Genomic DNA, 24,749 nt, shown 5'->3' with positions numbered 1-24,749 from the left:
AGATCGAGCTGCCCGTCGACCATCCCGCGGCACAGAAGAGCCGGGTAGCGTTCCGCCCGGGCCGCTGGAAGCTGTTTCCGGCTGCTTGATATTAGACCGAGCACCACTCCAGCCAGTTCTCGATCTTGAGGTTGCGGATTCGCATGAACTCGCCCGTATTGGCCGTTACCAAAGTGATGCCCACAGCGCAGGCGTGCGCAGCAATAAAAAGGTCGTATGGTCAATGGGTTGGCCGGCGGCCTCCAGTTCTGCACGAAGGGCGACATACTCTGCATCCGCCGGCACATCGAGCGGCAAGGCCGGAATCTCAGCCAGCAATTGCTCGACTTTTTTGAGCAGCTTGGTTGATCCCTTCCTGGCACAGCCATATCGCAATTCCGAGGCCACCACGATACTTGTGCAAATGGCGTGGTCTCCCTCGCGCTCCACTGCATTGGCGGCTTTGCCAGCCGGATTTCGGATCATGTCACTGATGATGTTGGTGTCCAGCATGAACCGCATCAAAAAATGTCCTCGGATTCGACTGGCGCATCATTGATTTCGGGAAGATCGTCCTCGGGGCCGAGCGGCGGCTCGTTTGCCCATTGGGCGAGCAACGCGCCGAGCCCAGCTTTGCGGATCGGCTCAATGACAAGGCGGTCGCCTTCACGGCTGATCAGGACCTTCTCGCCGGGGAGCTCGAACTCGACAGGAATGCGCACCGCCTGGCTGCGGTTATTGCGAAACAGCTTCGCCTCCTTCGACGGCCGCGTTGTTGAATGGCGGTGTTGGGGCATGGTTGCCTCCTTTGTATATGCATATTGTACATGCATGCTGGCTCAGCAATGCAAGGGTAAGGAAGCGTTGGGAGGAACAGAATTCTAATGACAGCGCTCTTGACGACATTTTTTCTTACGGCGGCACCCGCGAAACCATTGCAGGTGCCTCGTCGGGCCAGTGGCGCAGGGCTATGGTCGGGCGATTAAGCACTACACGGAGCCTTATTTCATGAAGCGATTTCTCCTCGGCGTCGCCACCGTCGCCGGCCTGTTCCTCGCATCTTCCCAAGCCTGGTCTGCCGACAAGCTGCTCAACGCCTCCTATGACGTCGGCCGCGAACTGTTCGTCCAGGTCAACAAGGCATTCATCGAGAAGCACCCGGGCGTGAGCATCGACCAGTCGCATGCCGGCACCTCGGCTCAGGCACGCGCCATCGCCGAAGGGCTCGGCGCTGATGTCGTCACCTTCAACCAGGTCACCGACATCGACTTCCTGGTCAAGAAGGGCCTCGTCTCGGCCGACTGGCAGAAGGATTTTCCCGACAACGCCTCGCCCTTCTATTCGCTGCCGTCCTTCCTGGTGCGGGCGGGCAACCCCAAGCACATCAAGGATTGGAACGACCTGGTGCGCGACGACGTGCAGGTGATCTTCCCCAACCCGAAAACCTCGGGCAATGCGCGCTACACCTATCTGGCGGCGACCGCCTACGCCAAGGAGGTCTTCAAGGGCGACGACGCCAAGGTGAAGGAATTCATCACCAAGTTGTTCAACAACGTGCCGATCTTCGACACGGGCGGGCGCGCAGCCACCACCACTTTCGTGCAGCGCGAGATCGGTGACGTGCTGATCACGTTCGAATCCGAAACCCGCGGCATCCGCAAGGAGTATGGCGACGACAAATTCGAGCAGGTCACGCCTTCCGTCAGCCTGCTGGCAGAATTCCCGGTGGCGATCGTCGACAAGGTCGCCGACGAACATGGCACGCGTGATCTGGCCAAAAGCTATCTCGATTTCCTCTATACGCCCGAAGGGCAGGACATCGCCGCTGACAATGGCCTGCGCGCCCGCGACACGGCCCCGTCGCCGCCAAACACAAGGCCGACTTCCCGGACGTGCGCCTGCTGACGGTGGAAAACGTCTTCGGCGGCTGGGACAACATCCAGAAAGAGCATTTCGCCGCCGGCGGCCTGCTCGACCAGGCCTATGGCAGCCGATAAGGTTTTCGCGGCGCGATAGCACGTTACGATAAGCAAATCAGGAAAGCCGGCGCTTTGCCGGCTTTCGCCGTTTGCGGCAAAATATGGCAAATACGACGCCAGCCGCGCAAAAGGTTACGAAGAATCAACGCGTTTGCGCCTAACGTGCCGACAAATCGGCTTGTTCGCGAAACGGCAGCGCTCCACAAGCCCCGTCATCATTTGCACACAAACAGCCGCCAGATGCGGATTGTTGGGGCTTCATGGGTTGACTCGGGCATGCTGACTAAAAAAGGCAAATACGGCCTCAAGGCCCTCGTGCATCTGTCCGGCTTGCCGGCTGGCCAATTGGCCTTCGTCAACGACATCGCGGTCGCCAACAACATCCCGAAAAAATTCCTCGATGCCATTCTGGGCGAGCTGCGCAATGCCGGCTTCGTCCAGAGCCGCAAAGGCAAGGAAGGCGGCTATCGCCTCGCCCGCCCGGCCTCGGAGATCAAGATCGGCCATGTGGTGCGTGTGCTGGACGGGCCGCTGGCGCCGATCCCATGCGCCAGCCGCACGCAGTATCAGCGCTGCGAGGATTGCGACGAAGCGACGTGCCAGGTCCGGCACATGATGCTCGAGGTGCGCCAGGCAATCGCCGAGGTGCTGGACAACCGCAGCCTTGCCGCCATGCGCGATGCCGACAATGATGATTTTCCGGTCGAGTTGACGTCGCAGATCTAGATCCTGCGCATGCGCCGCACTTGCCGGCGTAAGTCGCATGCCGGTATGGCGCCGATCAAGGTTCAGAACCGCCGCGTCGTGCGCACCGCCTCGGCGACGAGGTCGGCGATCGGGCGCGTCGCATCGAGCGCCAGCGCCCGCTCATCCGCCGCCGGTGGCTCGAGAATGGCGAATTGGCTGTCGACCAGGCTTGCCGGCATGAAATGGCCCTTGCGGCTGGCGACCCGCAGCCTCGCCATGGCCGGATCGATCTCCAGGTAAAGGAAGACGATGTCACGGCGGAAGCCGCGCAGTCGTTCACGATAGCTTCGCTTCAGCGCCGAGCAGGCGGCGACAACGCCCTGCCCTTTGCCGGCCGAGGCCGCGATGCGCTCGCCGATCGCATCGAGCCATCCCTCGCGCAAAGTGTCTGTCAGCGGCTCGCCTCTGGCCATGCGTGCGACGTTTTCCGATGGATGCAGCCGGTCGCCTTCGATGAAGACGGCGCCCAGTCTCTCCGCGAGCGCCATGCCGACGGCCGACTTGCCGCAGCCGGCGACGCCCATTGCCACGATGACCGGCGCCGGCCCGTTGGTGCCTGTCGGCGATTGAACTGTCCTTTCCGCCACGATGGTCTAGCGGCTTGCCGGCGCGCGGCCGTAGAGCAGCAGCATGGCGACGATGACGACGCCGTAGATGATCTGCCTACCCGCCTCCGGCATCTGCATGACCGACAGTATGGATTGCAGGAGCGTGATCAGGATGACGCCGGCGACAGTGCCGAGATAGGAGCCGCGCCCGCCAAGGATCGAGGTGCCGCCCAGCACGACGGCCGCGATCGACGGCAGGAGATAGGCGTCGCCCATCGACTGCGCCGCCTTGGAGGCGTAGCCGGCAAGCAGCACCCCGCCGAAGGCGGAGAGCCCGCCGGAGACGGCAAAGGCGATCATCACCACGCGCCTTGTGTCGATGCCGGAGAGGTAGGCGGCACGCTCGCGGTTGCCGATGCCGTAGACGGTGCGGCCAAAGCCGGTGCGGGTCAGAACGAACACCATCGCGGCGCCGATCAGCGCCCAGATGATGACCGCGTTGGGAACTCCCGGAATGGCAAAGCCGGTAGCCAGGTAGCGCATGGCGCCGGTGGCCGAATCCTGGGGAGAGAAGCCGCCGGTGTAAACCACCATCAGCCCTTGCGCGACGGCGTTGGTGGCGAGCGTGATGATCATGGAGGGAATGCGCAAATAGGCGACGCCGATGCCGTTGACGATGCCGATCAGCACCCCGCACAAGATGCCGAATGGAATGGCCAACGCAACGCCGGCCGGGCCATAGGCGGCCGCAGCGCAAGCCATCATCGCGCCCGCCGCCACCGACCACGGCACCGACAGGTCGATCTGGCCGAGCAGGATGACCAGCATCATGCCGGTGGCGATGACGCCGAGAAACGAGGCCACCTTGAGCTGCTGCAAGAGATATTCAGGCGACAGGAAGCTGCGCGAATAAAGACTGCCCAGCAGGAGCAGGACCACGATGCAGGCAAAGGCCGTCAACACCGCGGGATCGGCGCGGCGAATGAATTTCGGCATGCGGCCGGCGAGGCCACCCAATGTCGTCTCGCTCACAGGAACCACTCCAGCCGGTTGCGGACCCGAAACAGGGCGAAGGCGCCGAGGCTGACGGCGATCAGCAGGATAACGCCCTGGAACAGCGGCTGCCACAGCGGATCGAAATCGAAGACGAACAAGAGATCGCCGATGGTGCGGAAGGCGAGCGCGCCGAAGATCGCGCCGATGGCACTCCCCTTGCCACCGAACAGCGAGACGCCGCCCAGCACCACGGCGGCAATGGAAAACAGCGTGTAGGAGTTGCCGCTGGCATAGGCCGCTTCGCCCGTATAGGTGAAGAACGTCAGGAACAGGCCGCCGATCGAGGCCAGCAGCCCCGCCAGCGTATAGGCTGCGAACTTGCCGCGCCGGATGGGCACGCCTGACATGTAGGCCGCCATTTCCGACGACCCTGCCGCATAGGCCGCGCGGCCAAGCACCGAACGGCTGAACGGCACCCAGATCACCAACACGACGGCCAGGAGCACAACCATGCTGGCCGGCACCACGTCAAACACACGGCCCGTCAGCGCGTCAGCCAGATCCTCGTTGACCGATCCGCCCGGGAACGGCCGCAGTAGAAGCCCGATGCCATAATAGACCGCGCCGGTGGCGATCGTGGCGACGATCGGCTGCAGCCGCCCGTAGATGACGATGGCGCCGTTGATCGCCCCGCACAGCAGTCCGACGGCCAGCACCGCCAACACGCCAAGCGCCGTCTGCACCGGCGTGCCCACCACCAGCCACGAGGCCAGGCAGTTGGTCAACAGGAAGATCATGCCGACGGAAAGGTCGATGCCCGCGGTGATCACCACCAGCGTCTGCGCCATGGCGACGAAGGCCAGCAGCACGCCCTTGTTGGCCGCCGTCTGCACGACATTGGCGGTGAAGCCGGCCGGATGGTTCGCGGTGTAGATGACGAACATGACGATGAAGATGCCAAGCGCCAGCAGCGTTCCGCGCTGCTCCGCCAACCAGTAGCGCCAATCCTTCACGCCAAAATCCCTTTCACGCGTTCGCTCCCCGGTTCACCGGGCTATCCCCGCCAGGCATGTTGAGCGCGCTTGATATCAGAGCCCGTTCGGTGATTTCGGCGCCCACCAATTCGCGCTTGACCGCCCCGTCATAGAGCACCAGCACACGGTCGCAGCAGCCGATCAGCTCGTCATAGTCGGTCGAATAGAACAGGATTGCCGCCCCCGCGTCCGCCAGCTTGCGCATCAGCTGATACAGCTCCTGCTTGGTGCCGACATCGATGCCGCGCGTCGGATCGTTGAGCAGGATGATGCGCGGCTGGCGCATCAGCCATTTGGCGATGACGACCTTCTGCTGGTTGCCGCCCGACAACGCGCCGACCGGAATGTCGAGGCCGGCCGTCTTGATCGCCAGCAGGCCGACCATGTCGTCGATAAGCCGCTGCTCGGCGGCGCGGTCTATTATGCCGCCTTTCGACAGCCGGTCGAGCGCGGCGAAAGACAGGTTCTCGCGCACCGTCATCGGCAGCATCAGGCCTTCGGTCTTGCGATCCTCGGGAATGAGCGCCATGCCGATGCCGTTCTCGCGTGCGGCGGCGGGGCTGGCGATGCCCACTGGCTTACCGTCGACCAGGATCTGACCGGAAAGGCCACGCAGGACGCCGAAGAAAGCGAGCAGCAATTCGCGTTGGCCCTGCCCGTCGAGGCCGCCGAGGCCGACCACCTCGCCTGCCCTGACCGACAGCGAGATGTTGTGCAGGCGATCCGTCCAGGAGAGCTTGCGGGCTTCGAGCACCGGCGCGGTGGTGGCCGGCGCGAATGTCGGCTTGGGCGGGAAGATATGGCTGTATTCGCGCCCGATCATCAGTTCGACGACTTCACTGTCGTTCTTCGAGCCGGCGGGATAGCTGGCGACATTGCGGCCGTTGCGGAACACCGTGCACTGGTCCGCCAATTCGGCGATCTCGTTCATGCGGTGCGAGATGTAGAGCAGCGCCAGCCCTTCCGAACGCAGCCGCTTCAGCACAGCGAAGATCTTCGACACATCCGCCGCCGTCAGTGCCGAGGTCGCCTCGTCGAGGATCAGGATGCGTGGCTTCCTGGCCAATGCCTTGGCGATCTCGACCATCTGCCGGCGTGACAGCGGCAGGTCCTTGACCAGCGCCAGCGGATGAATGTCGGATGCTCCCGCACGCGCCAGCGCGTCCTCGGCGATGCGCCGCTGCGCCTTGCGGTCGATCATGCCGAAGCGTTTCGGCGGATCGGATATGACGATGTTGTCGGCGACGCTGAGTTCGGGAATCAGCGACAACTCCTGGAAGATGCAGACTATGCCGGCCTTGTTCGCGGCGCCCGGCGAGGCGAAGGTCGCCTCTCGCCCGTCCAGCACCATGCGGCCCTCGTCGGGCGCAACGACGCCCGCCATGATCTTGATCAGCGTCGACTTGCCGGCGCCGTTTTCGCCGAGGATGGCGTGGATGCTGCCGGCCTCGACCGACAGGTCGGCCTTCTCCAGCGCCCGCACGCCGCCATAGCGCTTCGATATGCCTTCCATGCGCAAGAGCGGAGCCGCACCGTCCATCAACCCTCCCAAGGCGCTCGAACATTCAAGAACCGGCGCCGCGGCTTAGCCGCGGCGCCGAAACGATATCCACTGGAAACTACTGATTTTCCTTGGTCTGACCCATGATTTCCTGGGCGCTGAAGTTGATGCCGCAGGTTGGGAAGGAGTTGCCGACGAAGAAATTGTCCGACTCTTTCGGGAAGTAATCCGTGCCTTCCTTCATGTTCGGATCTTCGGCGATCGCCAGCGGCAGCTTCACCTCTTGCGGCACCACTTCGCCTTCGAGCGCTGCAATCGCGGTCTTGATGGCGACGGCGACCTGGGCCGGGCCCGAGCCTGCGGAAGAGCACTTCAACCCGTCGGCCGAATGCGCCGCGCAGAACTTGCGGAAGCCGTTTTCGGTTTCACCGCCAAAGGGCACGAACGGATGCTTGGCATCGATCATCGCCTGCACGATGCCGGTGTCGCCGCCCTGGCCGGTGATGCCGTCGAATGGCCCGTTGGTGGCGATCGCGTCGGCGGTGACCTTCTGTGCCACGCCGTCGTCCCACTTGCCGGCGACTTCGGTGACGTCCCATTTCTTGCCGGAAGCGTCGAGCACCTCGTGGATGCCGTTGTGGCGATCGGTATCGACGGAGGTGCCGGCAACGCCGCGCACTTCGAGAATCTTGCCGCCATTCGGCACCTTCGCGACCAGCCATTTGGCCCACAATTCGCCGAGGCCCTTCTGGTCCACATTGACGTTGATGGCATCCTTGGTGTCGAGGATGTTGTCGAAGGCGACCAGCACGATGCCAGCCTGCTTGGCGCGCTTGATGACCGGGCCGAAAGCAGTTGGGTTCTGCGCGTCGGTGACGATCGCGTCATAGCCGGAATCGATGAAGTTGTTGATCGCCGAGATCTGCGCCGGCACGTCCTCGCCGGTCGAGACGACCTTGAATTCCTTGATCTTGGCTTTGACGTCCGGCTGGGCGGCATAGGCCTTTGCGGTCTGCACCATCTGGATGCGCCAGGTGTTGGCGATATAGCCATTGGCGAAGGCGATGCGGTATGGGCCTTCCTTTTTGGGATATTTGAAGAATTTCGTGTCCGCGCTCCAAGGCGCGAAGCAGTCGGCTTGGGCGGCCGGGCCCGGCACGATCTCGGGGCCGGCGGCCATCGCGGCCGAGTTGAGCATGACGAATGCGCTGGCGGCAACGATGCCACCTACCAGTGACTTGATCATCGATAATCCTCCCATTTTGTAATTCTGACGTCGTTTCGCGATGTGAATTTCGCACGGTCGGCTCCGGCTCCTCCTGCCTTGCCGCACCTGCCTTTCCGATGGCCAATGGTCTATGCGATGCCTCCTCCCCCGTCGTTCCCAGGTTGCTGGGAAAATAGCATATTATACATAATAAACAAGAATTAGTTGTCGCTTATGTATAATAGACAGGCGCCGTACCGTTGCATTTCTCTTTCCTGTCCGACGACGACGGTAGCGCTACCATGAACGGTGTGTAAAGCGCCCTTTCTCTTGATCGCGAAAGCGTGTTCAGCGCGCCGTGCTCTCGCGGCGCATGAGTTCGAAACCGAGATCCACGACGCGCTGCTGCGGAGGCTCGCCTCCTATCGCCGCCAGCGCCATGGCCACTGCCCGCCGTCCGATCTCGTAGCGGGGCGTGCGGATGCTGGTGACGGAGGGAAACGCCACCTGCATCATGTCGAGATCGTTGAAGCCGACGATGCCGATCCTCTTGGGCACACCGATCGAGGCGCGATGACACTCGAACAGCGCGCCTAGCGCGATGTCGTCATTGTTGCAGAATACGCCGTCGAGCGTCGGCATCTTGGCCAGCGCGTCGCGGAAAAGTTCGCGTCCCAGCGTCACACTGGACGGCACCGGCGTGGTGGTGATCAGTCGTGGATCGAACAGGCCGGCTTTCTCCACGGCCATGCGGTATCCGGCCAAGCGCCGCTGCGAGCGCGGATCCATGCGCGCGCCGATGAATCCGATGCGGCGGTAACCCGCTTCGAGCAGATGCTCAGTCGCCGCCCTGCCCCCGTCCAGATGCGAGAAGCCGACCATCATATCGACCGGATCCGGGCCGGTTTCCATGACCTGCACCACCGGGCAGCCTGCGTTCTCCAGCAGTTTTCGCGAGGCCGGAGTCTGGTCGATGCCGGCCACGATCAGCGCCGCCGGCCTTTGCGGCCCGAACACCTGCAGCAGCCGTTCTTCCTCGAGGCCGGAATAGTGGGTGTTGCCGAGCTGGATGCGGAAGGCGCTATCCGACAGGCTGTCATAGATGCCACGCACCACCTCGGCAAAGACGTTGTTGGTAAGCGACGGCACCAGCACGCCGAACACCTCGGCGCGGGCCGAGGCCAGCGCCCGCGCGTTGGGATCCGGCACGTAACCGAGCTCGTCGACGGCGGCCTGGATCTGGCGGCGCAGGTCCTGCGAGACCCGCTCCGGCTCGCGCAAAGCACGGGACACGGTGATGGCGCCTACGCCCGCCTTGCGCGCGACGTCTGATATGGTCGGGCGGCCGCCGCCTCGGCGCGAGCGCGGCTTGATCAAGGACAGGCTCCATGCGGTGCCTGGCCGCCAAGGCGCTGCCGCAATACGATCGACGTTGCTGTCGCCATTTCACCAGCCTGTGCCGCACCACTCACCTCTGGCGTCGCGCAGCCCCGGCCCATTGTCAAGCCGAGGCGCTTGCGGGCGAGTGCTTCCGCTTTGCCTCAGGCCATCGCCGTCGCCACGCGTCTTGCCTTCCAAAGCACCAGCACCATCACCAGGATGTTCAGCAGGTTCCAGGCGATGCCGTTCAGGAATGCGGCGGCGTAGGAGCCGGTCAGGTCGTAGATCCAGCCCGACATCCAGCCGCCGATCGCCATGCCGAAAATGGTCGCCATGATGACGATGCCGACGCGTTGGCCGGCCTCCCTGGCGGGCATGTATTCCCGCACGATGATCGCATAGCAGGGCACGATGCCACCCTGCGACAGGCCGAAGACCAGCGAAACGACATAGAGCGAGGCAAGCCCGTCGAAGGGAATGTAAAAGAACAGTGACAGGCATTGCAGCACCGAGCCGATAAGCAGGGTCTTCACTCCGCCGATGCGGTCGGCAACGAAGCCCGAAGCCACGCGGCTGACCACGCCGGCCGCCATCATGATCGACAGCATGTCGGCGCCATGCGCGACGCCGTAGCCAAGATCCATGCAATAGGCCACGATATGCACCTGCGGCATCGACATCGCCACGCAGCAGCCAAGACCAGCAATGACGAGCAGCACCTGGAGTGCCGTTGGCGACAACGAGATCGGCTGCACCAGCCGGCTGCCCGCGGAACCGGCGGCCGCGATCGGGGCGCCGCGCCGCAGCATCAGCACCAGCGGCACCATGGTCGCCAGGCAGAAGATGCCGATGGCCAGATAGGTGAAGCGCCAGCCTTCCGCCTTCATCAGGGGTGGCATGACGGTAGGCCAGATCGTTCCGGCGAGATAGCTGCCGGCCGCGGCCGCCGCCACGGCGACGCCGCGCCGGCGGTTGAACCAGTGCGAGATGTCAGCGATCAGCGGCCCGAAGATCGCCGATGTACCGACCCCGATCAGCAGGCCCTGGGCGAGCGTGAACTGCAGGATCGAGGTCGACAGCGCCGCCAGCAGGAAGCCGGCAACCAGCGCCATCGAGGAAACAAGCGCCGGGATCCAGTAGCCGACACGGTCGATGGCGCGCCCGACCAGAACGTTTCCGGCGGCAAAGCCGACCATGGTCGCGGTGTAGGGCAGAGCGGCGTCGGCCCTGTCGACGCCGAACTCGGCCTGCACGGCCGGCAGCACCACGACCACGGCCCACATGCCGACGCCGCCGACTGTCGACAAAAGCATCGACACCGCCAGCCGTATCCATGCATGCGAGCTGTCGACGACCGCATTGCCGGCTGCTGGTGAGGAGAAGATCGAGGCCAAGCTGTTTCCCATTCCGTCATCGACATTGACCATTGTCGCGGTCATGCGGCCTAGCGGCCGACGGTCCTTCCACCACTATCGGCGCATTCGCGGCGCCGAGCAGCGCCACGTGGGTAATTCCATGGTTCCAGGGTTTGCCGGTTCCGGGCTCACCGGAACGTGCGACGATGAAGGACGTTTTGCAATCGGCTCAACGCGAAGGAGATTGCCATGACCGCGAAACGGAAATGGTCGGCTGAGGTGACCGAGCACAGCAATGCCATGGATCTCGAAGACCATGTCTTCGAATCCCACGACCCGAAGAAGATCGCGGCTTCGCTCAAGCGGTCGGCCGAACACAGCGACCGGCGCAAGGCCGAACCGTTCCAGTCCGCCATGTCGATGCTGAACTTCTACATCAACCGTGCCGGCAAGAACCTGCCGGCGAAGCAGAAGAAGGTGCTCGAGGACGCCAAGGACGAACTGCGCGCGGCGTTCGGACGTGAGAAGGAAGAGTAGGCAGAAAGCCGCGTGACGGATTCCTGGAACGGCTTATCGTGACCTGATCACGCCGTCTGTGTTGGCGAGCAGCTTGCGCACCGCGGCACGCGCCGCGTCGGGCCGCTGCAGGCGGATGTTCTTCTCGATCGCCTCATGCATCTTCTGTGCGTGCTGCAAATCGTCGAGTTCCCGCGTGGTATAGGTGAAGAGATGGTCGAAGGCGGATTCGATCAGCACCCCGAGCGGCACCAGCAGGTCGTTGCCAGACGCCCGCAGGATCGCGAGATGAAAGCGCGTGTCGGCGCGGGTGCGCTCCTGCAGGCTTGGTGCCTCGCCCATCTCGCGGCAGGCCTGGCTGATTTCGGCCATCTGCTCGTCGGTCCGCCGCATGGCGGCAAAAGCCGATGCCTCCGGCTCGATGATGTGGCGGAATTCCTGCACGGTCTTCAGAAATACCTCGCGGTCCGGCGAGGTCGCGTACCAGGCAAGCACGTCGCGGTCGAGCAGATTCCAACGCTCTTTCGGCTCGACCCAGCTGCCGATCTTCGGGCGCGAGGCGAGCAGGCTTTTGGCCATCAGCATCTTGATCGCCTCGCGTACCGCCGAGCGGCTGACGCTGAAGGTCTCCGACCATTTGGCTTCGTTGGGCAGGATGGTGCCGGGCGGATAGTCGCCGCGCACGATCCTGAGCCCGATTTCGCTGGCCAGCGAGGTGTGCACGCTGGAACCCGGAATGCGCGCCGCATCGGTGCGGCGAACGCCGGCCTGACGCTCGGCCGATGCCGCTTTTGCCGGCGATTTTTCCTTGTTCGGCTTCGCGTCCCGCATAGGCTCCAGAAAGTCCGGATTGAGCAAGCTGTCAAGCACGGCAAGCGGGTTCACCCGCAAAGCCGGCTTCTGTGCACAGCTCAACCCCCGGCGGGGCCTGTTTTCAAGAGATCCTCACGTATTTGCGCCAGCTGTGTTCCGGCCGAAAGCCCAACATGTCGCGCGCCTTGCGATTGGACAGCAGCGTCTCGAATTCGCCGAGCTCACCCTTGACCGGCACACCGGGATAGAAGCGCTTCAGCAGTTCCGCGGTCGGCAGGTCCGACGACGTGTCGTCATTGGCAGCGTTGAACACCTGGTAGCCGAGCCCATCCTTCTCGATGGCGCGCAGCGTGATCTGGCCGAGGTCGCGCGCATCGACATAGCTCCAGGCGATGCGCTTGCGGAAACCGGGATCGGCGAACCATTTCGGAAACAGGGAGTATTCGTGCGGTTCGATGACGTTGCCGATGCGCAATGCATAGATGTCGGCACCGTCGCGCTGCGCAAAGGCCCGTGCCGTCTTCTCGTTGACCACCTTGGAAAGGGCATAGCTGTCCATCGGATCGACGTCGTATTCTTCGTCGAGCGGGAAATATTTCGGCGTGCGCGGCTCGTTGGCGAAGACCAGCCCGTAGGTGGTCTCGCTGGAGGCGATTATCACCTTGCGGATGCCGAGCTTCACCGCCGCCTCGATGACATTGTAGGTACCGAGCGCGTTGATGCGGAACACTTCGTTGTCGGGCGTGATCATGATGCGCGGGATCGCGGCGAAATGCACCACGGCGTCGACGGGCTGGGGGCGCAGCGACGGGTCGAATTCATGCAAGCCCGCATAGCTCGACAGCGCGTTGAACACCTGCCCGCTGTCGGTGATGTCGGTGATCAGCGTGCGCACCTTGGGATTGTCGAGCGGCTTGGTGTCGATGTTGAGCACCTGGCAGCCCTGCTCCACCAGATATTGCACGACGTGGCGCCCAGCCTTGCCGCTGCCGCCGGTGAACATGATCCGCTTCATTATTCTGGTCTCCACGAAAGCTCAGGAATTATGTGTATTGTCAGACAATATTGCTTTCTGCAACCGCTTGCGGCTAAAAGAGCGGCGACATTATCGATAATCGCAACACAGGACAGACAGCATGAACACGACCGCCGCGAGCGAGAAGATCGGCTTCATCGGCCTTGGCCTGATGGGTCATGGCATCGCCAAGAACATCGTCGATAAAGGCTATCACCTGACCTTCCTCGGCCGCAAGAATCGCAAGCCGGCGGAGGATATGGCTAATCGCGGCGCCCACGAAGCCTCGACCTCCCGCGACGTGGCGGCGGCATCGACGATCGTCTTCATCTGCGTCACCGGTTCGCGTGAGGTCGAAGCCATCATTCGAGGCCCCGGCGGTCTCAAGGAAGGATTGAGAAAAGGCTCGGTAGTCGTCGACTGCTCGACCTCCGACCCGGTCTCGACCGCTGCGCTGGCCGCCGAACTCAAGGCGCTCGGCGTCAACTATGTCGATGCACCGCTCAGCCGCACGCCGAAGGAGGCTTGGGAAGGCACGCTCGACGCCATGGTCGGCGCACCCGACGCCGTCTTTGCCAGGGTCAAACCGGTGATCGAAACCTGGGCCGGCCGTATCGTCCATATCGGCGACACCGGCGACGGCCACCGCATGAAATTGCTCAACAATTTCGTCTCGCTGGGCTATGCGGCGATCTATTCCGAGGCATTGGCCTTGGCCGAGAAGGTCGGCATCTCGCCGCAGCGCTTCGACAGCGTCATCCGCAACGGCCGCATGGATTGCGGCTTCTACCAGACCTTCATGCGCTGGACGTTGGAGGGCGACCGCGACGCCCACAAATTCACTATTGCCAACGCCTTCAAGGACTTGACCTACCTCGAATCGATGGCGGGTTCTGCCGGCATTGCCAACCCCCTCGGCAACGCCACCAAGAACGCTTTCGCCGGAGCACACGCCACCGGACCGGCCGAGCAGTACGTGCCGATGCTGGCCACCCATATCGGCAAGGTCAACGGTGTCGATCTGATGCCGATGAAAGATGGAAAGAAACAGACGATTTAAGGGTGAGAAGCGGTCCGCGCACGGATGAAAAGCCAAATAGCTTGGCTTTTCGAGCTTCGAACGCCCGGAGCCTGCGAAGGGCCGCAGAAGACTACGCATTGCCCATAGAAAGGTGATCACCAAGCGCGAGCGTCGATCACCCTCGCCCTCTTCCGATCCCTTCATCGGTATCGGCGAGTAGCTTGTGCACGGCGTTGCGCGCCGCTGAGGGGCGCTGCAAACGAATATTCTTCTCGATCGCCTCGTGCAGCCTCTGGGCCCGCCGTTGGTCGCCGACCTGCTGAGTCGTGAAGACGAAGAGATGGTCGAGCGCCGACTCGATGAGCACGCCGAGCGGCACCAGCAGGTCGTTGCCGGAGGCCCGCAGGATGGCGAGATGAAAGCGCGTGTCGGCCCGGATGCGCTCCTGAAGGCTTGCCGCCTCGCCCATCTCGCGGCAGGCCTGGCTGATCTCGGCCATCTGCTCGTCGGTCCGCCGCACCGCGGCAAAGGCGCTCGCTTCCGGCTCGATGATATGGCGGAACTCCTGTACCGTCCGCAGGAACACCTCACGGTCCGGCGCGGTCGCGTACCAGGCGAGCACGTCGCGGTCGAGCAGGTTCCAGCGCTCCTTCGGTTCGACCCAGCTGCCGATCTTGGGGCGCGAAGCGAGCAGGCTTTTGGCCATCAGCATCTTGATCGCCTCGCGCACCGCCGAGCGGCTGACGTTGAACGTTTGCGACCATTGGGCTTCGTTGGGCAGGATGGTGCCTGGCGGATAGTCGCCGCGCACGATCCTGAGCCCGATCTCGCTGGCCAGCGAGGCGTGCACGCTGGCACCGGGAAAGTGCGCCGCATCGGGCCGGCGCATGGCGACCGGACGGCGGCCGGCCTGTGCCTTGGTCCGAATGGCTCGCTTGTTTGACTTTTCGTCCGGCATCCACGTTCCAATGCGTCGGCCGTACCTGTTCCGGTCAGGAACTGTCGGTCCGCCGATGCCATTGCCGAAAAATTCGAACCTCGGGCGCGCCAAAGCCGGAGCCGCTGCCCCTGAAATGCGTGTCCCTGTTCGTCAGCAGAGGTGGCGGGGCGCCCGTTGGCGAGCGCCCCGCTCGAGACGCCTACTTCTGGATACAGGTGTCGACCGTATCCTTGGTGCATTCGTCGAGGCCGGTGAACACCGGATCGTCGACCTTCTTGCCTTCGACCAGGTCGATCATCACGGACGGCGCCTTGTAGCCCATCTCGAACGGCCGCTGGCCGACCAGCGCCGTGACAAGGCCATCCCGCGCGATCGCCACCTCGTCGCCGATCGTGTCGGCGGCGCCGATGACGAAGTCGTTGCTGGCCAGCTTGTCCTTCAGCGGTCCGACCAGATCGCGATAGGGCTGCGGCGCGCCGAACAGCGGCCAGCCGCCCATGATGCCGAACGCATCGAGCTTGGGGTTGGCGGCAAGGATGTCGGTCATCGCCTGCACGCCCTTGGCGCCGTCGTCGTTGGTGAACACCGGACAGCCCGCCACTTCCGTCCAGCCGCCTTCGCCGGCCAGGGCTGCAAGTCCTTCCTTGCCCGACAGCGCGTCACGCATGCCTTGCGCGCGGCGAAGGATGTTGTCGGCCGCCGGATTGCCCTCGATGGTGCAGATCGTGCCGCCCTTCGGCTTGGCCTTCTTTATGTATTCGCCGATCTTCTTGCCCATCAGATAGTTGTCGGTGCCGAGATAGGTCTTGCGAAGTGCTGCGTCTTCCTTGGCAAGATCGGCATCGACGGTCATGATCGGGATCGACGGGTTGGCGCTTTTGATCGTTTGCGCGATCAGCGGCGCGTTGGACGGCGAAATCGCCATCGCCACCGTATCCGGCTTGCTCAGCATATCCTGCACGATCTGCGCCTCGCCGGCCTCGTCGGAAGTCGACGCCGGACCGGTGTAGAAGCACTCATATTCCGAGCTGGCGTTTTCCTTGTTCCATTTCTCGCAGCCCTGGTGGATCGCCTCGAAGAACGGATTGTCGAGACCTTTCACCACGATGACGAGCTGCTTCTTGGCCAAAGCCGGCCCGGCGCCCAACGCCATGGCGGCGACGGCGGCGAGCAAAACTGTTTTCCTCATGTCAGTCCTCCCTTGGAAACAGACGGACACGGCGTGCCCGCCACACAGATCGGCCGAATGCGAGATGACAGAAGCAAGCGCTCGTGCCGTCAGGCCAGGCCGATAAGTATTTTCAGATGCGACCAGCCCGGCAACGATGCCGGCACGGTCGATAATCCTCTACCGGTTGCCCCGTCAAACGACGTCGTCAAAGCCGGCATATCTTCCTCCGACGCTCAACTAATAACGGCTTGCCGCCAACGTCAATTGCTATTTGTCCTACAAAACGGATTTTTCCCGAAAGGCGGGATCTCATTCGTCCGACAATTGCCCAAATCTTATTCGTCAGACAATTGACGCCCATGCAGGCATTTGCGTAAATGACCGCGTCGCTGCTTCCGGGAGGAGCTGGGGTAGCGAACCGAAGCCGTCGCCCCTTCCGGGACAGACGGCCAGACATGGGAGGCAAAAGGCTGGTGGCGGTTCTCGAACTCACCAACATCTCGAAGCATTTCGGCGCCATCCAGGCGGTGAACGACGTGTCGCTGTCGATCGAGCCCGGCCAGGTCGTCGGCCTGATGGGTGACAACGGCGCCGGCAAGTCGACGCTGGTCAAGATGATCGCCGGCAATTTCCGCCCGAGCCACGGCACCATGCAGATGGACGGCAAGGATCTGATCCTGCACAAGCCGGTCGAGGCCCGCCAGCACGGCATCGAGATCGTCCACCAGGATCTGGCGCTGTGCAATAATTTGACGGCGGCGGCCAATGTCTATCTCGGCCGCGAACTGCGCCGCGGCGTCGGGCCCTTCCGTATCCTCGACTATGCCGCCATGTACAAGCGCGCCGGCCAGATATTCGCCGAGCTCAAATCCGAGACGCGCCCGCGCGACCTCGTCAAACAGATGTCCGGCGGTCAGCGCCAGGCGGTGGCGATCGCCCGCACCATGCTGTCGCAGGCCAAGATAGTGCTGATGGACGAGCCGACGGCGGCGATTTCGGTCCGTCAGGTCGCCGAAGTCCTCAACCTGATCCGCCATTTGCGCGACCAGGGCATCGCCGTGGTGCTGATCAGCCACCGCATGCCCGACGTTTTCGACGTCGCCGATCGCGTCATCGTCATGCGGCGCGGCAGGAAAGTCGCCGACAAGGCGATCGCCTCGAGTTCGCCCGAGGAAGTGACAGGGCTGATCACCGGCGCCATCGAGCAGGTGGTGTGAGAGCGGCAAAACCGGATTTCATTGCGCTGGCGCGTTTCGCTCCCGGCAGGAAAGGTCGATAATGGCAGTCACCCTTGATCAGACGATCGCGCAGAAACAGCACAGTTTTCTGTCGCGGCTGCTCTCCAGCCAGACGTTCTGGGTGGTGATCGCCGTCATCCTCGCCTGTATCTTCCTGTCCTTTGCCACGGATGCCTTCGCCACCCCGAAGAACCTCTTCAACATCACCCGCAACGTCACCTTCGTCGCCATTGTCGCGCTGGGCATGACCTTCGTCATCATCACCGGCGGCATCGACCTCTCGGTCGGTTCGGTGCTGTGCCTGTGCTCGATGGTGCTGGCCGTTACCATGCATGCCGGGTTTTCGATCGAAGTCGGCATCCTGGCTTCGATCGTCACCGCACTCGTCATCGGCGGCTTCAACGGCATTCTGATCGCCTATCTCGGCTTTCCGCCCTTCGTGGTGACGCTCGGCATGCTGTCGATCGCCCGCAGCCTCGCCATGGTGGCCTCCAACAACACCGTCGTCTTCCAGTTCGGGCCCGATCACGACAAGCTGCTGGCGCTGGGCGGCGGCGCCTGGCTGTTCGGGATCGCCAATCCGGTGCTCTACATGATCCTTTTGACGCTGATCACCGGCTTCGTCCTGCGCTGGACCAAGTTCGGCCGGCACATCTTCGCCATTGGCGGCAACGAGCATGCGGCGACGCTGACCGGCGTTCCGGTGCGCCAGATCAAGGTCGCCGTCTACATGATCTCGGCGTTGTCGGCGGGAATAGCCGGCATCATCCAGACCGGCTGGCTGGGCGCCGTCACCACCAATCTCGGCAACGGCATGGAGCTGCAGGTCATCGCCGCCACCGTCATCGGCGGCGCCAATCTCGCCGGCGGCGTCGGCACCGCCTTTGGCGCCATCGTGGGTGCCGCCCTCATCGAGGTGATCCGCAACAGCCTCGGCCTGCTCGGTATTAACGCCTTCTGGCAGGGCACCTTCATCGGCGGCGCCATCCTGCTGGCGGTGCTGTTCGACCGCATCCGCAACTTCAGGCGAAGCGACTAAAAGCCTGTCTTCGCCGAAGCGGCGTTCATTTCGGTCCTATCGCTCAGTCTGAAAATCGGCTGAAGCGGCCTGCCGCGAATACCGGGCGTGCGGCTATGCCTTGACGGACACGGAAAACCGGCCGCACAATCCCCAAGCAGGCGAAGGGAGGCCAGTCGCTTGCGGGAGGATATACCCATGACGGAAGCGATCAGGCTCTACTGGGGCCGGTTCGGACATGTTTCTGTCCTGAATGTCGCGAGCGACTTCGTCACCCATGCCCATGTCGAGGCACATCTCATCATCTGGCTGGAAGGCACCGCCGGCGAGATGACCATCGGCCGTGAGACGGTCCTGCTTGGACCTGGCACGGCTGCCGGCATCAACTCGCTGCAGCCGCATAGCCATGTGCTGTCGCAGGACGGCACCCCAGGCCTGTTCCTCGCCTTTTACATCGACCCGGACTGGGCACGGCGGCGCCGTGACCTGCCCTCGTCCGCGCCGCTTTTCGCGCAGGCGGCAATCACGCTCGAACCCTGGCTGCACCAGGCTGCTGCCGGCCTGCTCGATCATCTGACCGACAATGAGAGCATCGACGATGTCGCCAGTTACGAGATCGAGCGCTTCATCGACTCGGTGCTGGATGCCGCCGACGCTTCAGCTCCGCAGGAGCCGCGCGGCCGCGTGAACACCATGCAGGATTTCCGCGTCCGCAAGGCGATCCAGCTGATGAAAGCCAATGTCTGCGAGCGTATCTCGTTCGATGACGTGGCGCGCAGCGTCGGCCTGTCGCGGCCGCATTTCTTCGCCCTGTTCAAGGAACAGACCAGTTTGACGCCCAACGTCTACTGGAACACGCTGCGCATGGAGGAAGCGGTGCGCCAGCTCCAGTGGTCGCATGAGCCGCTGATATCGGTCGCCTGCAATCTCGGCTTCACCACCCAGGGCAATTTCTCGCGTTTCTTCCGCGACCATGTCGGCGTGCCGCCGACGCTCTATCGCGAAGCGGCGCGAGCAGTGTCCTGACGGGCCGGAAAGCGGCTATTTTCAGACTGATTGATACGTGCCCAAGACGCATTGATAAGCACCGCGACCACGGTCGGCCTACCGTCCTAAGCAGAATGTTTGCAAGGGAAAGAGCATATGGCTGATGTCACCATCTCCACCGTCATCGACGCGCCGGTCGAAAAGGTCTGGGCGCGCATCCGCGACTTCAACGGACTGCCGAATTGGCATCCGCGCATGGTCGAAAGCCATATCGAGGACGGCAAGGACGCCATCACGATCGGCTGCGTGCGCAACTTCCAGCTGGCCAGCGGCGCGCGGCTGCGCGAAAAGCTGCTCGATTTCTCCGATGAGAATTTCCTCGTCAGCTATTCGATCCTGGAAACGCCGCAGCCGCTCACCAACCACAGGGCTACGCTGCAATTGCGGCGCGTCACCGACGGCGACCGCACCTATGCCGAATGGACCGCCAGCTTCGACGCAGCACCCGAAGAAGCCGACAAGCTGGCCGAGGGCATGGGCGCCAATGTCTTCCAGGGCGGCTTCAACGCCCTGAAGAGCCATTTCGCCGGCCAGGGTTGAGGAGCGGGCCATGGCGCTGGCATTGCAGAGTTTTGCAACGGTGAAAGACGCCAGCGCGGCGCTGAAAGCCGCCGGCACGCGCTATCTCGGCGGTGGCACGCTCGTCTTACGCGCCGCCAATGAGGGCGACGTTTCGGTCTCCGGCCTTGTCAGGTCGACCGACCCGGCCTTGTCGGTCATCACGGTCTCCGGCGGCACGATCCGCATCGGCGCTTCGGTGACCATGGCGGCGATCGCCCGCCATCCCGAGCTCGGCCAGCTTGCCAAGGCCGCGCGTGCCGTTGGCGGTCCGGCGATCCGCAACATGGCGACCGTCGGCGGCAATCTGTTTGCGCCAAGCCCCTATGGCGATTTCGCAGTCGCCCTGCTGGCGCTGGACGCCATGGTGAGCACCAATGACGGCGAAATGCCGATGGAAGCGTTTCTGGCCAAGCGGGGCGGGAGCCGCGCGATCGTCACCTCGGTCAGCTTCACGCGGCCGGCACAGGGAAGCTTTAGATTCGTGAAGGTCTCGCGGGTAAAGCCCAAGGGCGTCTCGGTGCTCAGTATCGCCGCTGTCCTGGAACAAGCCGGCGACGGCACGATATCCTCGGCGCGGATCGCGCTCGGCTGCATGGCCGACCGGCCGATGCGAGCCAAGACAGCCGAAAAAGCGCTGCTCGGCAGGACACTGGACGCGGACGGCATTGCTTTGGCTCTGGCTGCCACCAACGACGGCACCGCACCTATCACCGACCCGATCGCCAGCGCCTGGTATCGCGCGCAAGTGCTGCCGGTTCATCTCGGTCGGCTGCTGCTCAGCTAGTCACATTCGGTGCGCGCGCTTGCCCTGCGGGGCAGGCGCGCAAGGAGGAAGAATGGCAAAGGTTCCCGTCCAGTTCACGCTCAACGGTTCTGAGAAGGCCGAATTCGTCGAAAGCGGCACCACGCTGCTCAACGCCTTGCGCGACAAGATCGGCGACACTTCGCCGAAGGGCGGCTGCCATCAAGGCACCTGTGGCGCCTGCTCGGTGATCGTCGACGGTGAGCTCCGGCTGTCCTGTCTGACGCTCGCCGAGACCTGCAACGGCGCTGCCATCACCACCACGTCGGGTCTTGCGGAAGGCGGCGTCCTGCATCCGCTGCAGCGCGCCTTTCTCGACGCCTTCGCCACCCAATGCGGCTTCTGCACGCCGGGCATGCTCATGGCGGCCAAGGTGTTGCTCGACCACACGCCCGATCCCAGCCGCGACGATGTCGTCGAAGCGCTGTCGGGCAACATATGCCGCTGTACAGGCTACGAGCCTATCATCCAGGCGGTGCTCACCGCCGCTCGCGCCAACTCGCAGAACGCGGCCTGAGGGAAGCAAGATGGAACTGCGCAAAAGCTATTTTTCGGACGTCCGCAAGGATGACCTCAACGAGATCGGCCAGCCGAGGCCCCGCTCGGATTCGCCCGGCCATGTCACCGGCAAAACCGCCTATTTCGCCGACCGCAACTTTCCCGGCATGCTGCATCTGAAGATGGTGCGCAGCCCGCACCATCATGCCCGCATCCGATCGATCGATACATCCGAAGCGGAAAAACATCCGGGCGTGGTGAAAATTCTCACCGCCAGGGACGTCCCGCACAATGTCTACACCATCCTGATCCTGATCCAGATCGGGCCGGAGGACGAGGCGGTTCTGGCCGACGGCAAGGTGCGCTGGAAGGGCGAGGCCGTGGTGGCGGTGCTGGCCGAGACGGAGCGCGCCGCCCAGGAAGCCGCGGCCAAGGTCAAGGTCGACTACGAGGTGCTGCCGGCCGTCTTCGACATGGAGGAAGCGCTGAAGCCCGGCGCGCCCCTCGTCAACGAGTATCACGGCCAGAACTACTATCTCTATGACAGCGGCGAGTGCCGCAAGGTGCGCTTCGGCGATGTCGAGGCGGGGTTTGCCGAGGCCGACTACGTCCTCGAACAAAGCTACCAGTCCTCGCCGATAGAGCATGCGCCGACCGAGACCACCGGCTGTATCGTGGCACCGGAGGGCAATGACCGCTTCACCTGCTATACCAACACGCAGGCGATGTTCTTCACCCTCGACAACACGTCGATCATTTTGCAGATGCCGGGCAGCAAGCTGCATTTCGTCGGCGGCACGGTCGGCGGCGGCTTTGGCGGCAAGGTCGATGTCATCGTCGAACCGATCGCGATCCTCGGCGCCAAGCTAACAGGGCGACCGGTCTGTTTTACCTACAGCCGCGAGGAGGAGATGCAGATCTCGTCACCTCGCGCGGCCGAAAAGGTCGTCATCAAGGACGGCGTGATGAAGGACGGCCGCATCGTCGCGCGCAAAGTCACCGGCTACACCGACGCCGGCGCCTACTCCCGCCATTCGCCCTATGGCGCCCAGAAGGGCGCGGGGCACTATCCCGGCCCCTACACCATCCCCAATGTCTGGATCGACACGTACTGCGTCTACACCAACCGCACCCCCTCCTCCGCCATGCGCGGCTTCGGCGTCACGATGGGTGACTTCGCGCTGGAGGTGCAGATGGACAAGCTGGCGCGGCTGATCGGCATGGATCCGCTCGAATTCCGCTTCATCAACGCCTATCGCGACGGCGATATGAAGGCGCATCGCCAGCCGACCGAAGGGGCGGCCCTCATAGAGTGCATGCAGGAGGCCTCGCGCGCGGCCAACTGGCCCGTGGCCGAGAAATACATGGCGATGTCCTCCTACGCGAAGGGAGCTTGAGATGGCGATCAGGCGCGGACGCGGCGTTGCCGCGATCAATTATCCCACGGGCATGAACCTTGGCGGCGATCCCACCCAGGCGCTGGTGCATTCGACCCCAACCGGCAATTTCATGGTGACCCTATCATCGGTCGATCTCGGCCAGGGCATGAAGCAGATCATGGCGCAGATCTGCGCCGAGACAATCGGCGTGCCGACCGACCGCGTCGTCGTCGACACCGCCGACACCGACACCGGCCCGCACTGCATGGGCACTTTCGCCTCGCGCGGCACGCACCGCGCCGGCAACGCCGTCATCCAGGCGGCCAAGGAAGCCCGCCAGGTGATGCTGGAAGTGGCCGCGGAGGAGTTGGAGGTCAACGCCTCCGACCTCGAGACCGACGGTCAGGGCAACATATTGGTGAAGGGCGCGCCGCAGAAATCGATCTCGATCTTCGACGTCGCTCTGTCGGCGCATTTCAAGCGCGGCCGCTCGATCTCGGGACGCGGCATGTTCCTCATCCCGCGCTCCTATCCGGAGAAGGAGACCGGCGCGATGAAGCCATCGACCTGCTACGCGCATGCCTGCACGGTGGCCGAGGTCGAGGTCGATGACGAGACTGGCGAGGTGACGGTGCTGACAGTGAAGAACGTCTTCGAGATCGGCCGTGCGCTGAACCCCAAAATGGTCGAGCAGCAGCTGGTCGGCGGCTCCTGGATGGGCATCAGCCATGCGCTCTACGAAACGACCGAGCCCTATTATCCCAGCCGTGACCACGGCGGCACCGACTTCAACCAGTATCTGATGCCAGGTCCCGGCGACCTGGCCGAAACCGAGATTATCGTGCTGGAGCGGCCCTCGGCAGATGGTCCTTACGGCGCCAAGGGGCCCGGCGAAATGTGCGCCAATCCACAGATTCCGGCGGTCGCCAATGCCGTTTTCGACGCTGTCGGCGTGCGCATCGACACGCTACCGATCACGCCGGAACGCATTTTGCGTGCGCTCAAGGCGCAAGCGACGACCTGAGGACCGACATGCCCGAGGTAAACGCCGAAACGGTCGCGACTTCGCCAGAAGCGGTCGCCGAGCGCCTCGCTGCCGCGCATTATCTGGCTGATGAAAGCCTGGCGACGGCCATCTTCCTGACGATCCGGCTGGGCAAGCCGCTGCTGCTCGAAGGCGCTCCGGGCGTCGGCAAGACGGAAGCGGCCAAGGCAATGGCCGAACTGCTCGGCCGCGATCTGGTGCGGTTGCAATGCTATGAAGGCATAGACGCCGCGCATGCGCTCTATGAGTGGAACTACCAGCGCCAGCTGCTCGCCATCCGCCATGCCGGCGAGCAAGAAGTCGATATCTATGACGACCGCTTTCTGATCGCCCGCCCGCTGCTGCAGGTCCTGAAGGCGCCGGAGCAGCGCATCCTGCTGGTCGACGAGATCGACCGTTCCGACCACGAATTCGAGGCGCTGCTGTTGGAGTTTCTTTCCGACTTCCAGATCAGCATTCCCGAGCGCGGCACCATCCGCGCCACCGCACAGCCGATCGTCATCCTGACCTCCAACCGCACCCGCGAACTCGCCGAAGCGCTCCGGCGGCGTTGCGTCTATCACTGGATTGGCTATCCCGATGCCGAGCGTGAGGCGGCCATCATCATGCTGCGCGCCGGCGATGTCGCAGAGGCAACGGCACGCGCCGTGGCCACAGCCGTGCAGACCATCCGCGCGCGTCCACTCGCCAAGCCGCCCGGCATCGCCGAGGCGGTCGAATGGGCCAATGCCGCGACCATTCTCGAAAAAGGCGGCAGTCCATGGCCGGAAGCCTTCCGCCGCGCCATCGGCGTGCTGATCAAGGACGAGGAGGATCTGTCCTACATCGCGCCCGAGCTCGGCCGGATCGTCGACGAGGTGCTGGCGTGAGCCGCGACGTCATTCAGCAACGCGGGCGGGGCAGCGCCCCCCTCTGTCCTGCCGGACATCTCCCCCGCGCCGCAACGCCCTTGCTCAGCT

General features: G+C 63.5%; 24 protein-coding genes and 2 pseudogenes. 13 read left to right on the top strand and 13 right to left on the bottom strand.

The window, feature by feature from the left end; translation table 11 throughout:
* Positions 1–91 precede the first annotated feature (91 nt).
* Positions 92–501 (bottom strand): annotated as a pseudogene (locus tag FJ426_RS30025) (type II toxin-antitoxin system VapC family toxin).
* Positions 501–776, bottom strand: a complete 276-nt coding sequence (locus tag FJ426_RS30020) for an antitoxin (protein ID WP_140562394.1) — start codon at positions 774–776, stop codon at positions 501–503. Before FJ426_RS30020 ends, FJ426_RS30025 begins: the two are co-directional and overlap by 1 nt.
* A 211-nt stretch (positions 777–987) precedes the next feature.
* Between FJ426_RS30020 and FJ426_RS30015 the strand changes: the two are divergent.
* Both FJ426_RS30015 and FJ426_RS30010 read left to right on the top strand, forming a co-directional pair.
* Positions 988–1,976: pseudogene (locus tag FJ426_RS30015) on the top strand (sulfate ABC transporter substrate-binding protein).
* A 258-nt stretch (positions 1,977–2,234) separates the two neighbouring features.
* On the top strand, positions 2,235–2,684 hold the full coding sequence (locus tag FJ426_RS30010; RefSeq protein ID WP_013530871.1) for an Rrf2 family transcriptional regulator: 450 nt from the start codon (positions 2,235–2,237) through the stop codon (positions 2,682–2,684).
* Between the two features lie 62 nt (positions 2,685–2,746).
* Here FJ426_RS30010 and FJ426_RS30005 read toward each other — a convergent pair whose 3' ends face one another.
* The 7 genes from FJ426_RS30005 to FJ426_RS29975 all read right to left on the bottom strand — a co-directional run bounded on the left by FJ426_RS30005 (position 2,747) and on the right by FJ426_RS29975 (position 10,777).
* Positions 2,747–3,229 carry a gluconokinase gene (locus tag FJ426_RS30005; RefSeq protein WP_140562400.1) on the bottom strand — a complete coding sequence of 161 codons (483 nt, stop codon included), beginning with the start codon at positions 3,227–3,229 and terminating at the stop codon, positions 2,747–2,749.
* A 69-nt stretch (positions 3,230–3,298) separates the two neighbouring features.
* Positions 3,299–4,285 (bottom strand): ABC transporter permease, encoded by a 987-nt coding sequence (locus tag FJ426_RS30000; RefSeq protein ID WP_140499839.1) that lies wholly within the window; start codon positions 4,283–4,285, stop codon positions 3,299–3,301.
* Positions 4,282–5,262 carry an ABC transporter permease gene (locus FJ426_RS29995; RefSeq protein WP_140499841.1) on the bottom strand — a complete coding sequence of 327 codons (981 nt, stop codon included), beginning with the start codon at positions 5,260–5,262 and terminating at the stop codon, positions 4,282–4,284. The genes FJ426_RS30000 and FJ426_RS29995 overlap by 4 nt, the downstream gene beginning before the upstream one ends.
* Positions 5,263–5,275: 13 nt before the next feature.
* Positions 5,276–6,823, bottom strand: coding sequence for a sugar ABC transporter ATP-binding protein (locus FJ426_RS29990; RefSeq protein WP_140562391.1), 1,548 nt, complete (start codon positions 6,821–6,823; stop codon positions 5,276–5,278).
* Between the two features lie 79 nt (positions 6,824–6,902).
* Positions 6,903–8,030: a sugar ABC transporter substrate-binding protein gene (locus FJ426_RS29985; RefSeq protein ID WP_140515835.1), complete on the bottom strand. Its 1,128-nt coding sequence runs from the start codon at positions 8,028–8,030 to the stop codon at positions 6,903–6,905.
* A 309-nt stretch (positions 8,031–8,339) separates the two neighbouring features.
* A complete protein-coding gene (locus FJ426_RS29980) occupies positions 8,340–9,368 on the bottom strand; it encodes a LacI family DNA-binding transcriptional regulator (RefSeq protein ID WP_140499846.1) in 1,029 nt (342 codons plus the stop codon).
* A 164-nt stretch (positions 9,369–9,532) separates the two neighbouring features.
* Positions 9,533–10,777 (bottom strand): MFS transporter, encoded by a 1,245-nt coding sequence (locus tag FJ426_RS29975; RefSeq protein ID WP_140562398.1) that lies wholly within the window; start codon positions 10,775–10,777, stop codon positions 9,533–9,535.
* A gap of 198 nt (positions 10,778–10,975) precedes the next feature.
* On the opposite strand from FJ426_RS29975, the gene FJ426_RS29970 reads away from it, so the two are divergent.
* Positions 10,976–11,263, top strand: a complete 288-nt coding sequence (locus FJ426_RS29970) for a DUF3175 domain-containing protein (RefSeq protein WP_140499848.1) — start codon at positions 10,976–10,978, stop codon at positions 11,261–11,263.
* Positions 11,264–11,296: 33 nt separating this feature from the next.
* On the opposite strand, the gene FJ426_RS29965 is transcribed toward FJ426_RS29970, so the two are convergent.
* Both FJ426_RS29965 and FJ426_RS29960 read right to left on the bottom strand, forming a co-directional pair.
* The gene (locus tag FJ426_RS29965; RefSeq protein WP_140500153.1) at positions 11,297–12,073 is read right to left on the bottom strand and encodes a FadR/GntR family transcriptional regulator; all 777 of its coding nucleotides are present in this window, start codon (positions 12,071–12,073) and stop codon (positions 11,297–11,299) included.
* Between the two features lie 103 nt (positions 12,074–12,176).
* A complete protein-coding gene (locus FJ426_RS29960; RefSeq protein ID WP_140500155.1) occupies positions 12,177–13,073 on the bottom strand; it encodes an NAD(P)-dependent oxidoreductase in 897 nt (298 codons plus the stop codon).
* A gap of 118 nt (positions 13,074–13,191) precedes the next feature.
* Between FJ426_RS29960 and FJ426_RS29955 the strand changes: the two genes are divergently transcribed.
* A complete protein-coding gene (locus FJ426_RS29955) occupies positions 13,192–14,130 on the top strand; it encodes an NAD(P)-dependent oxidoreductase (protein ID WP_140557958.1) in 939 nt (312 codons plus the stop codon).
* Between the two features lie 136 nt (positions 14,131–14,266).
* On the opposite strand, the gene FJ426_RS29950 is transcribed toward FJ426_RS29955, so the two are convergent.
* Positions 14,267–15,049: a FadR/GntR family transcriptional regulator gene (locus FJ426_RS29950; protein WP_140557956.1), complete on the bottom strand. Its 783-nt coding sequence runs from the start codon at positions 15,047–15,049 to the stop codon at positions 14,267–14,269.
* Between the two features lie 181 nt (positions 15,050–15,230).
* Positions 15,231–16,220 (bottom strand): sugar-binding protein, encoded by a 990-nt coding sequence (locus FJ426_RS29945; RefSeq protein WP_140499854.1) that lies wholly within the window; start codon positions 16,218–16,220, stop codon positions 15,231–15,233.
* A gap of 455 nt (positions 16,221–16,675) precedes the next feature.
* Here FJ426_RS29945 and FJ426_RS29940 point away from each other — a divergent pair, with 455 nt between their 5' ends.
* The 9 genes from FJ426_RS29940 (at position 16,676) to FJ426_RS29900 (ending at position 24,659) form a co-directional block, all read left to right on the top strand.
* Positions 16,676–17,419 carry an ATP-binding cassette domain-containing protein gene (locus FJ426_RS29940; protein WP_140500157.1) on the top strand — a complete coding sequence of 248 codons (744 nt, stop codon included), beginning with the start codon at positions 16,676–16,678 and terminating at the stop codon, positions 17,417–17,419.
* A gap of 61 nt (positions 17,420–17,480) precedes the next feature.
* Positions 17,481–18,479, top strand: coding sequence for an ABC transporter permease (locus FJ426_RS29935; protein ID WP_140562389.1), 999 nt, complete (start codon positions 17,481–17,483; stop codon positions 18,477–18,479).
* Between the two features lie 177 nt (positions 18,480–18,656).
* Positions 18,657–19,484: an AraC family transcriptional regulator gene (locus tag FJ426_RS29930; protein WP_140499857.1), complete on the top strand. Its 828-nt coding sequence runs from the start codon at positions 18,657–18,659 to the stop codon at positions 19,482–19,484.
* A 117-nt stretch (positions 19,485–19,601) separates the two neighbouring features.
* Entirely contained in the window at positions 19,602–20,045 is a 444-nt protein-coding gene (locus FJ426_RS29925; RefSeq protein WP_140499858.1) for an SRPBCC family protein, read from the top strand.
* Between the two features lie 10 nt (positions 20,046–20,055).
* Complete coding sequence (locus FJ426_RS29920; protein WP_140562387.1) at positions 20,056–20,850, top strand: FAD binding domain-containing protein; 795 nt, start codon at positions 20,056–20,058, stop codon at positions 20,848–20,850.
* A 52-nt stretch (positions 20,851–20,902) separates the two neighbouring features.
* Positions 20,903–21,385, top strand: coding sequence for a (2Fe-2S)-binding protein (locus FJ426_RS29915; RefSeq protein ID WP_140499861.1), 483 nt, complete (start codon positions 20,903–20,905; stop codon positions 21,383–21,385).
* Positions 21,386–21,395: 10 nt separating this feature from the next.
* Positions 21,396–22,763 (top strand): xanthine dehydrogenase family protein molybdopterin-binding subunit, encoded by a 1,368-nt coding sequence (locus FJ426_RS32130; RefSeq protein ID WP_140562385.1) that lies wholly within the window; start codon positions 21,396–21,398, stop codon positions 22,761–22,763.
* Between the two features lies 1 nt (position 22,764).
* A complete protein-coding gene (locus FJ426_RS32125) occupies positions 22,765–23,769 on the top strand; it encodes a molybdopterin cofactor-binding domain-containing protein (protein ID WP_140562384.1) in 1,005 nt (334 codons plus the stop codon).
* Between the two features lie 8 nt (positions 23,770–23,777).
* Positions 23,778–24,659 carry a MoxR family ATPase gene (locus FJ426_RS29900; RefSeq protein ID WP_140562382.1) on the top strand — a complete coding sequence of 294 codons (882 nt, stop codon included), beginning with the start codon at positions 23,778–23,780 and terminating at the stop codon, positions 24,657–24,659.
* Positions 24,660–24,749: the final 90 nt, after the last annotated feature.

Source organism: Mesorhizobium sp. B2-6-4 (assembly GCF_006441495.1).
Lineage (GTDB): Bacteria > Pseudomonadota > Alphaproteobacteria > Rhizobiales > Rhizobiaceae > Mesorhizobium.
The sequence above is the reverse complement of the archived record's forward strand: the minus strand, read 5'-3'. Positions and strand labels throughout refer to the sequence as shown.

Coding starts and splice junctions, on each gene's coding strand:
- FJ426_RS32125 (WP_140562384.1), top strand. CDS start 22,765: ATGGCGATCAGGCGCGGACGCGGCGTTGCCGCGATCAATTATCCCACG.
- FJ426_RS29945 (WP_140499854.1), bottom strand. CDS start 16,220: ATGAGGAAAACAGTTTTGCTCGCCGCCGTCGCCGCCATGGCGTTGGGC.
- FJ426_RS29900 (WP_140562382.1), top strand. CDS start 23,778: ATGCCCGAGGTAAACGCCGAAACGGTCGCGACTTCGCCAGAAGCGGTC.
- FJ426_RS29930 (WP_140499857.1), top strand. CDS start 18,657: ATGACGGAAGCGATCAGGCTCTACTGGGGCCGGTTCGGACATGTTTCT.
- FJ426_RS29990 (WP_140562391.1), bottom strand. CDS start 6,823: ATGGACGGTGCGGCTCCGCTCTTGCGCATGGAAGGCATATCGAAGCGC.
- FJ426_RS30020 (WP_140562394.1), bottom strand. CDS start 776: ATGCCCCAACACCGCCATTCAACAACGCGGCCGTCGAAGGAGGCGAAG.
- FJ426_RS29925 (WP_140499858.1), top strand. CDS start 19,602: ATGGCTGATGTCACCATCTCCACCGTCATCGACGCGCCGGTCGAAAAG.
- FJ426_RS29915 (WP_140499861.1), top strand. CDS start 20,903: ATGGCAAAGGTTCCCGTCCAGTTCACGCTCAACGGTTCTGAGAAGGCC.
- FJ426_RS30005 (WP_140562400.1), bottom strand. CDS start 3,229: ATGGGCGTCGCCGGCTGCGGCAAGTCGGCCGTCGGCATGGCGCTCGCG.
- FJ426_RS29955 (WP_140557958.1), top strand. CDS start 13,192: ATGAACACGACCGCCGCGAGCGAGAAGATCGGCTTCATCGGCCTTGGC.
- FJ426_RS29985 (WP_140515835.1), bottom strand. CDS start 8,030: ATGATCAAGTCACTGGTAGGTGGCATCGTTGCCGCCAGCGCATTCGTC.
- FJ426_RS29950 (WP_140557956.1), bottom strand. CDS start 15,049: ATGCCGGACGAAAAGTCAAACAAGCGAGCCATTCGGACCAAGGCACAG.
- FJ426_RS32130 (WP_140562385.1), top strand. CDS start 21,396: ATGGAACTGCGCAAAAGCTATTTTTCGGACGTCCGCAAGGATGACCTC.
- FJ426_RS29920 (WP_140562387.1), top strand. CDS start 20,056: ATGGCGCTGGCATTGCAGAGTTTTGCAACGGTGAAAGACGCCAGCGCG.
- FJ426_RS30010 (WP_013530871.1), top strand. CDS start 2,235: ATGCTGACTAAAAAAGGCAAATACGGCCTCAAGGCCCTCGTGCATCTG.
- FJ426_RS29975 (WP_140562398.1), bottom strand. CDS start 10,777: ATGGGAAACAGCTTGGCCTCGATCTTCTCCTCACCAGCAGCCGGCAAT.
- FJ426_RS29965 (WP_140500153.1), bottom strand. CDS start 12,073: ATGCGGGACGCGAAGCCGAACAAGGAAAAATCGCCGGCAAAAGCGGCA.
- FJ426_RS29970 (WP_140499848.1), top strand. CDS start 10,976: ATGACCGCGAAACGGAAATGGTCGGCTGAGGTGACCGAGCACAGCAAT.
- FJ426_RS29935 (WP_140562389.1), top strand. CDS start 17,481: ATGGCAGTCACCCTTGATCAGACGATCGCGCAGAAACAGCACAGTTTT.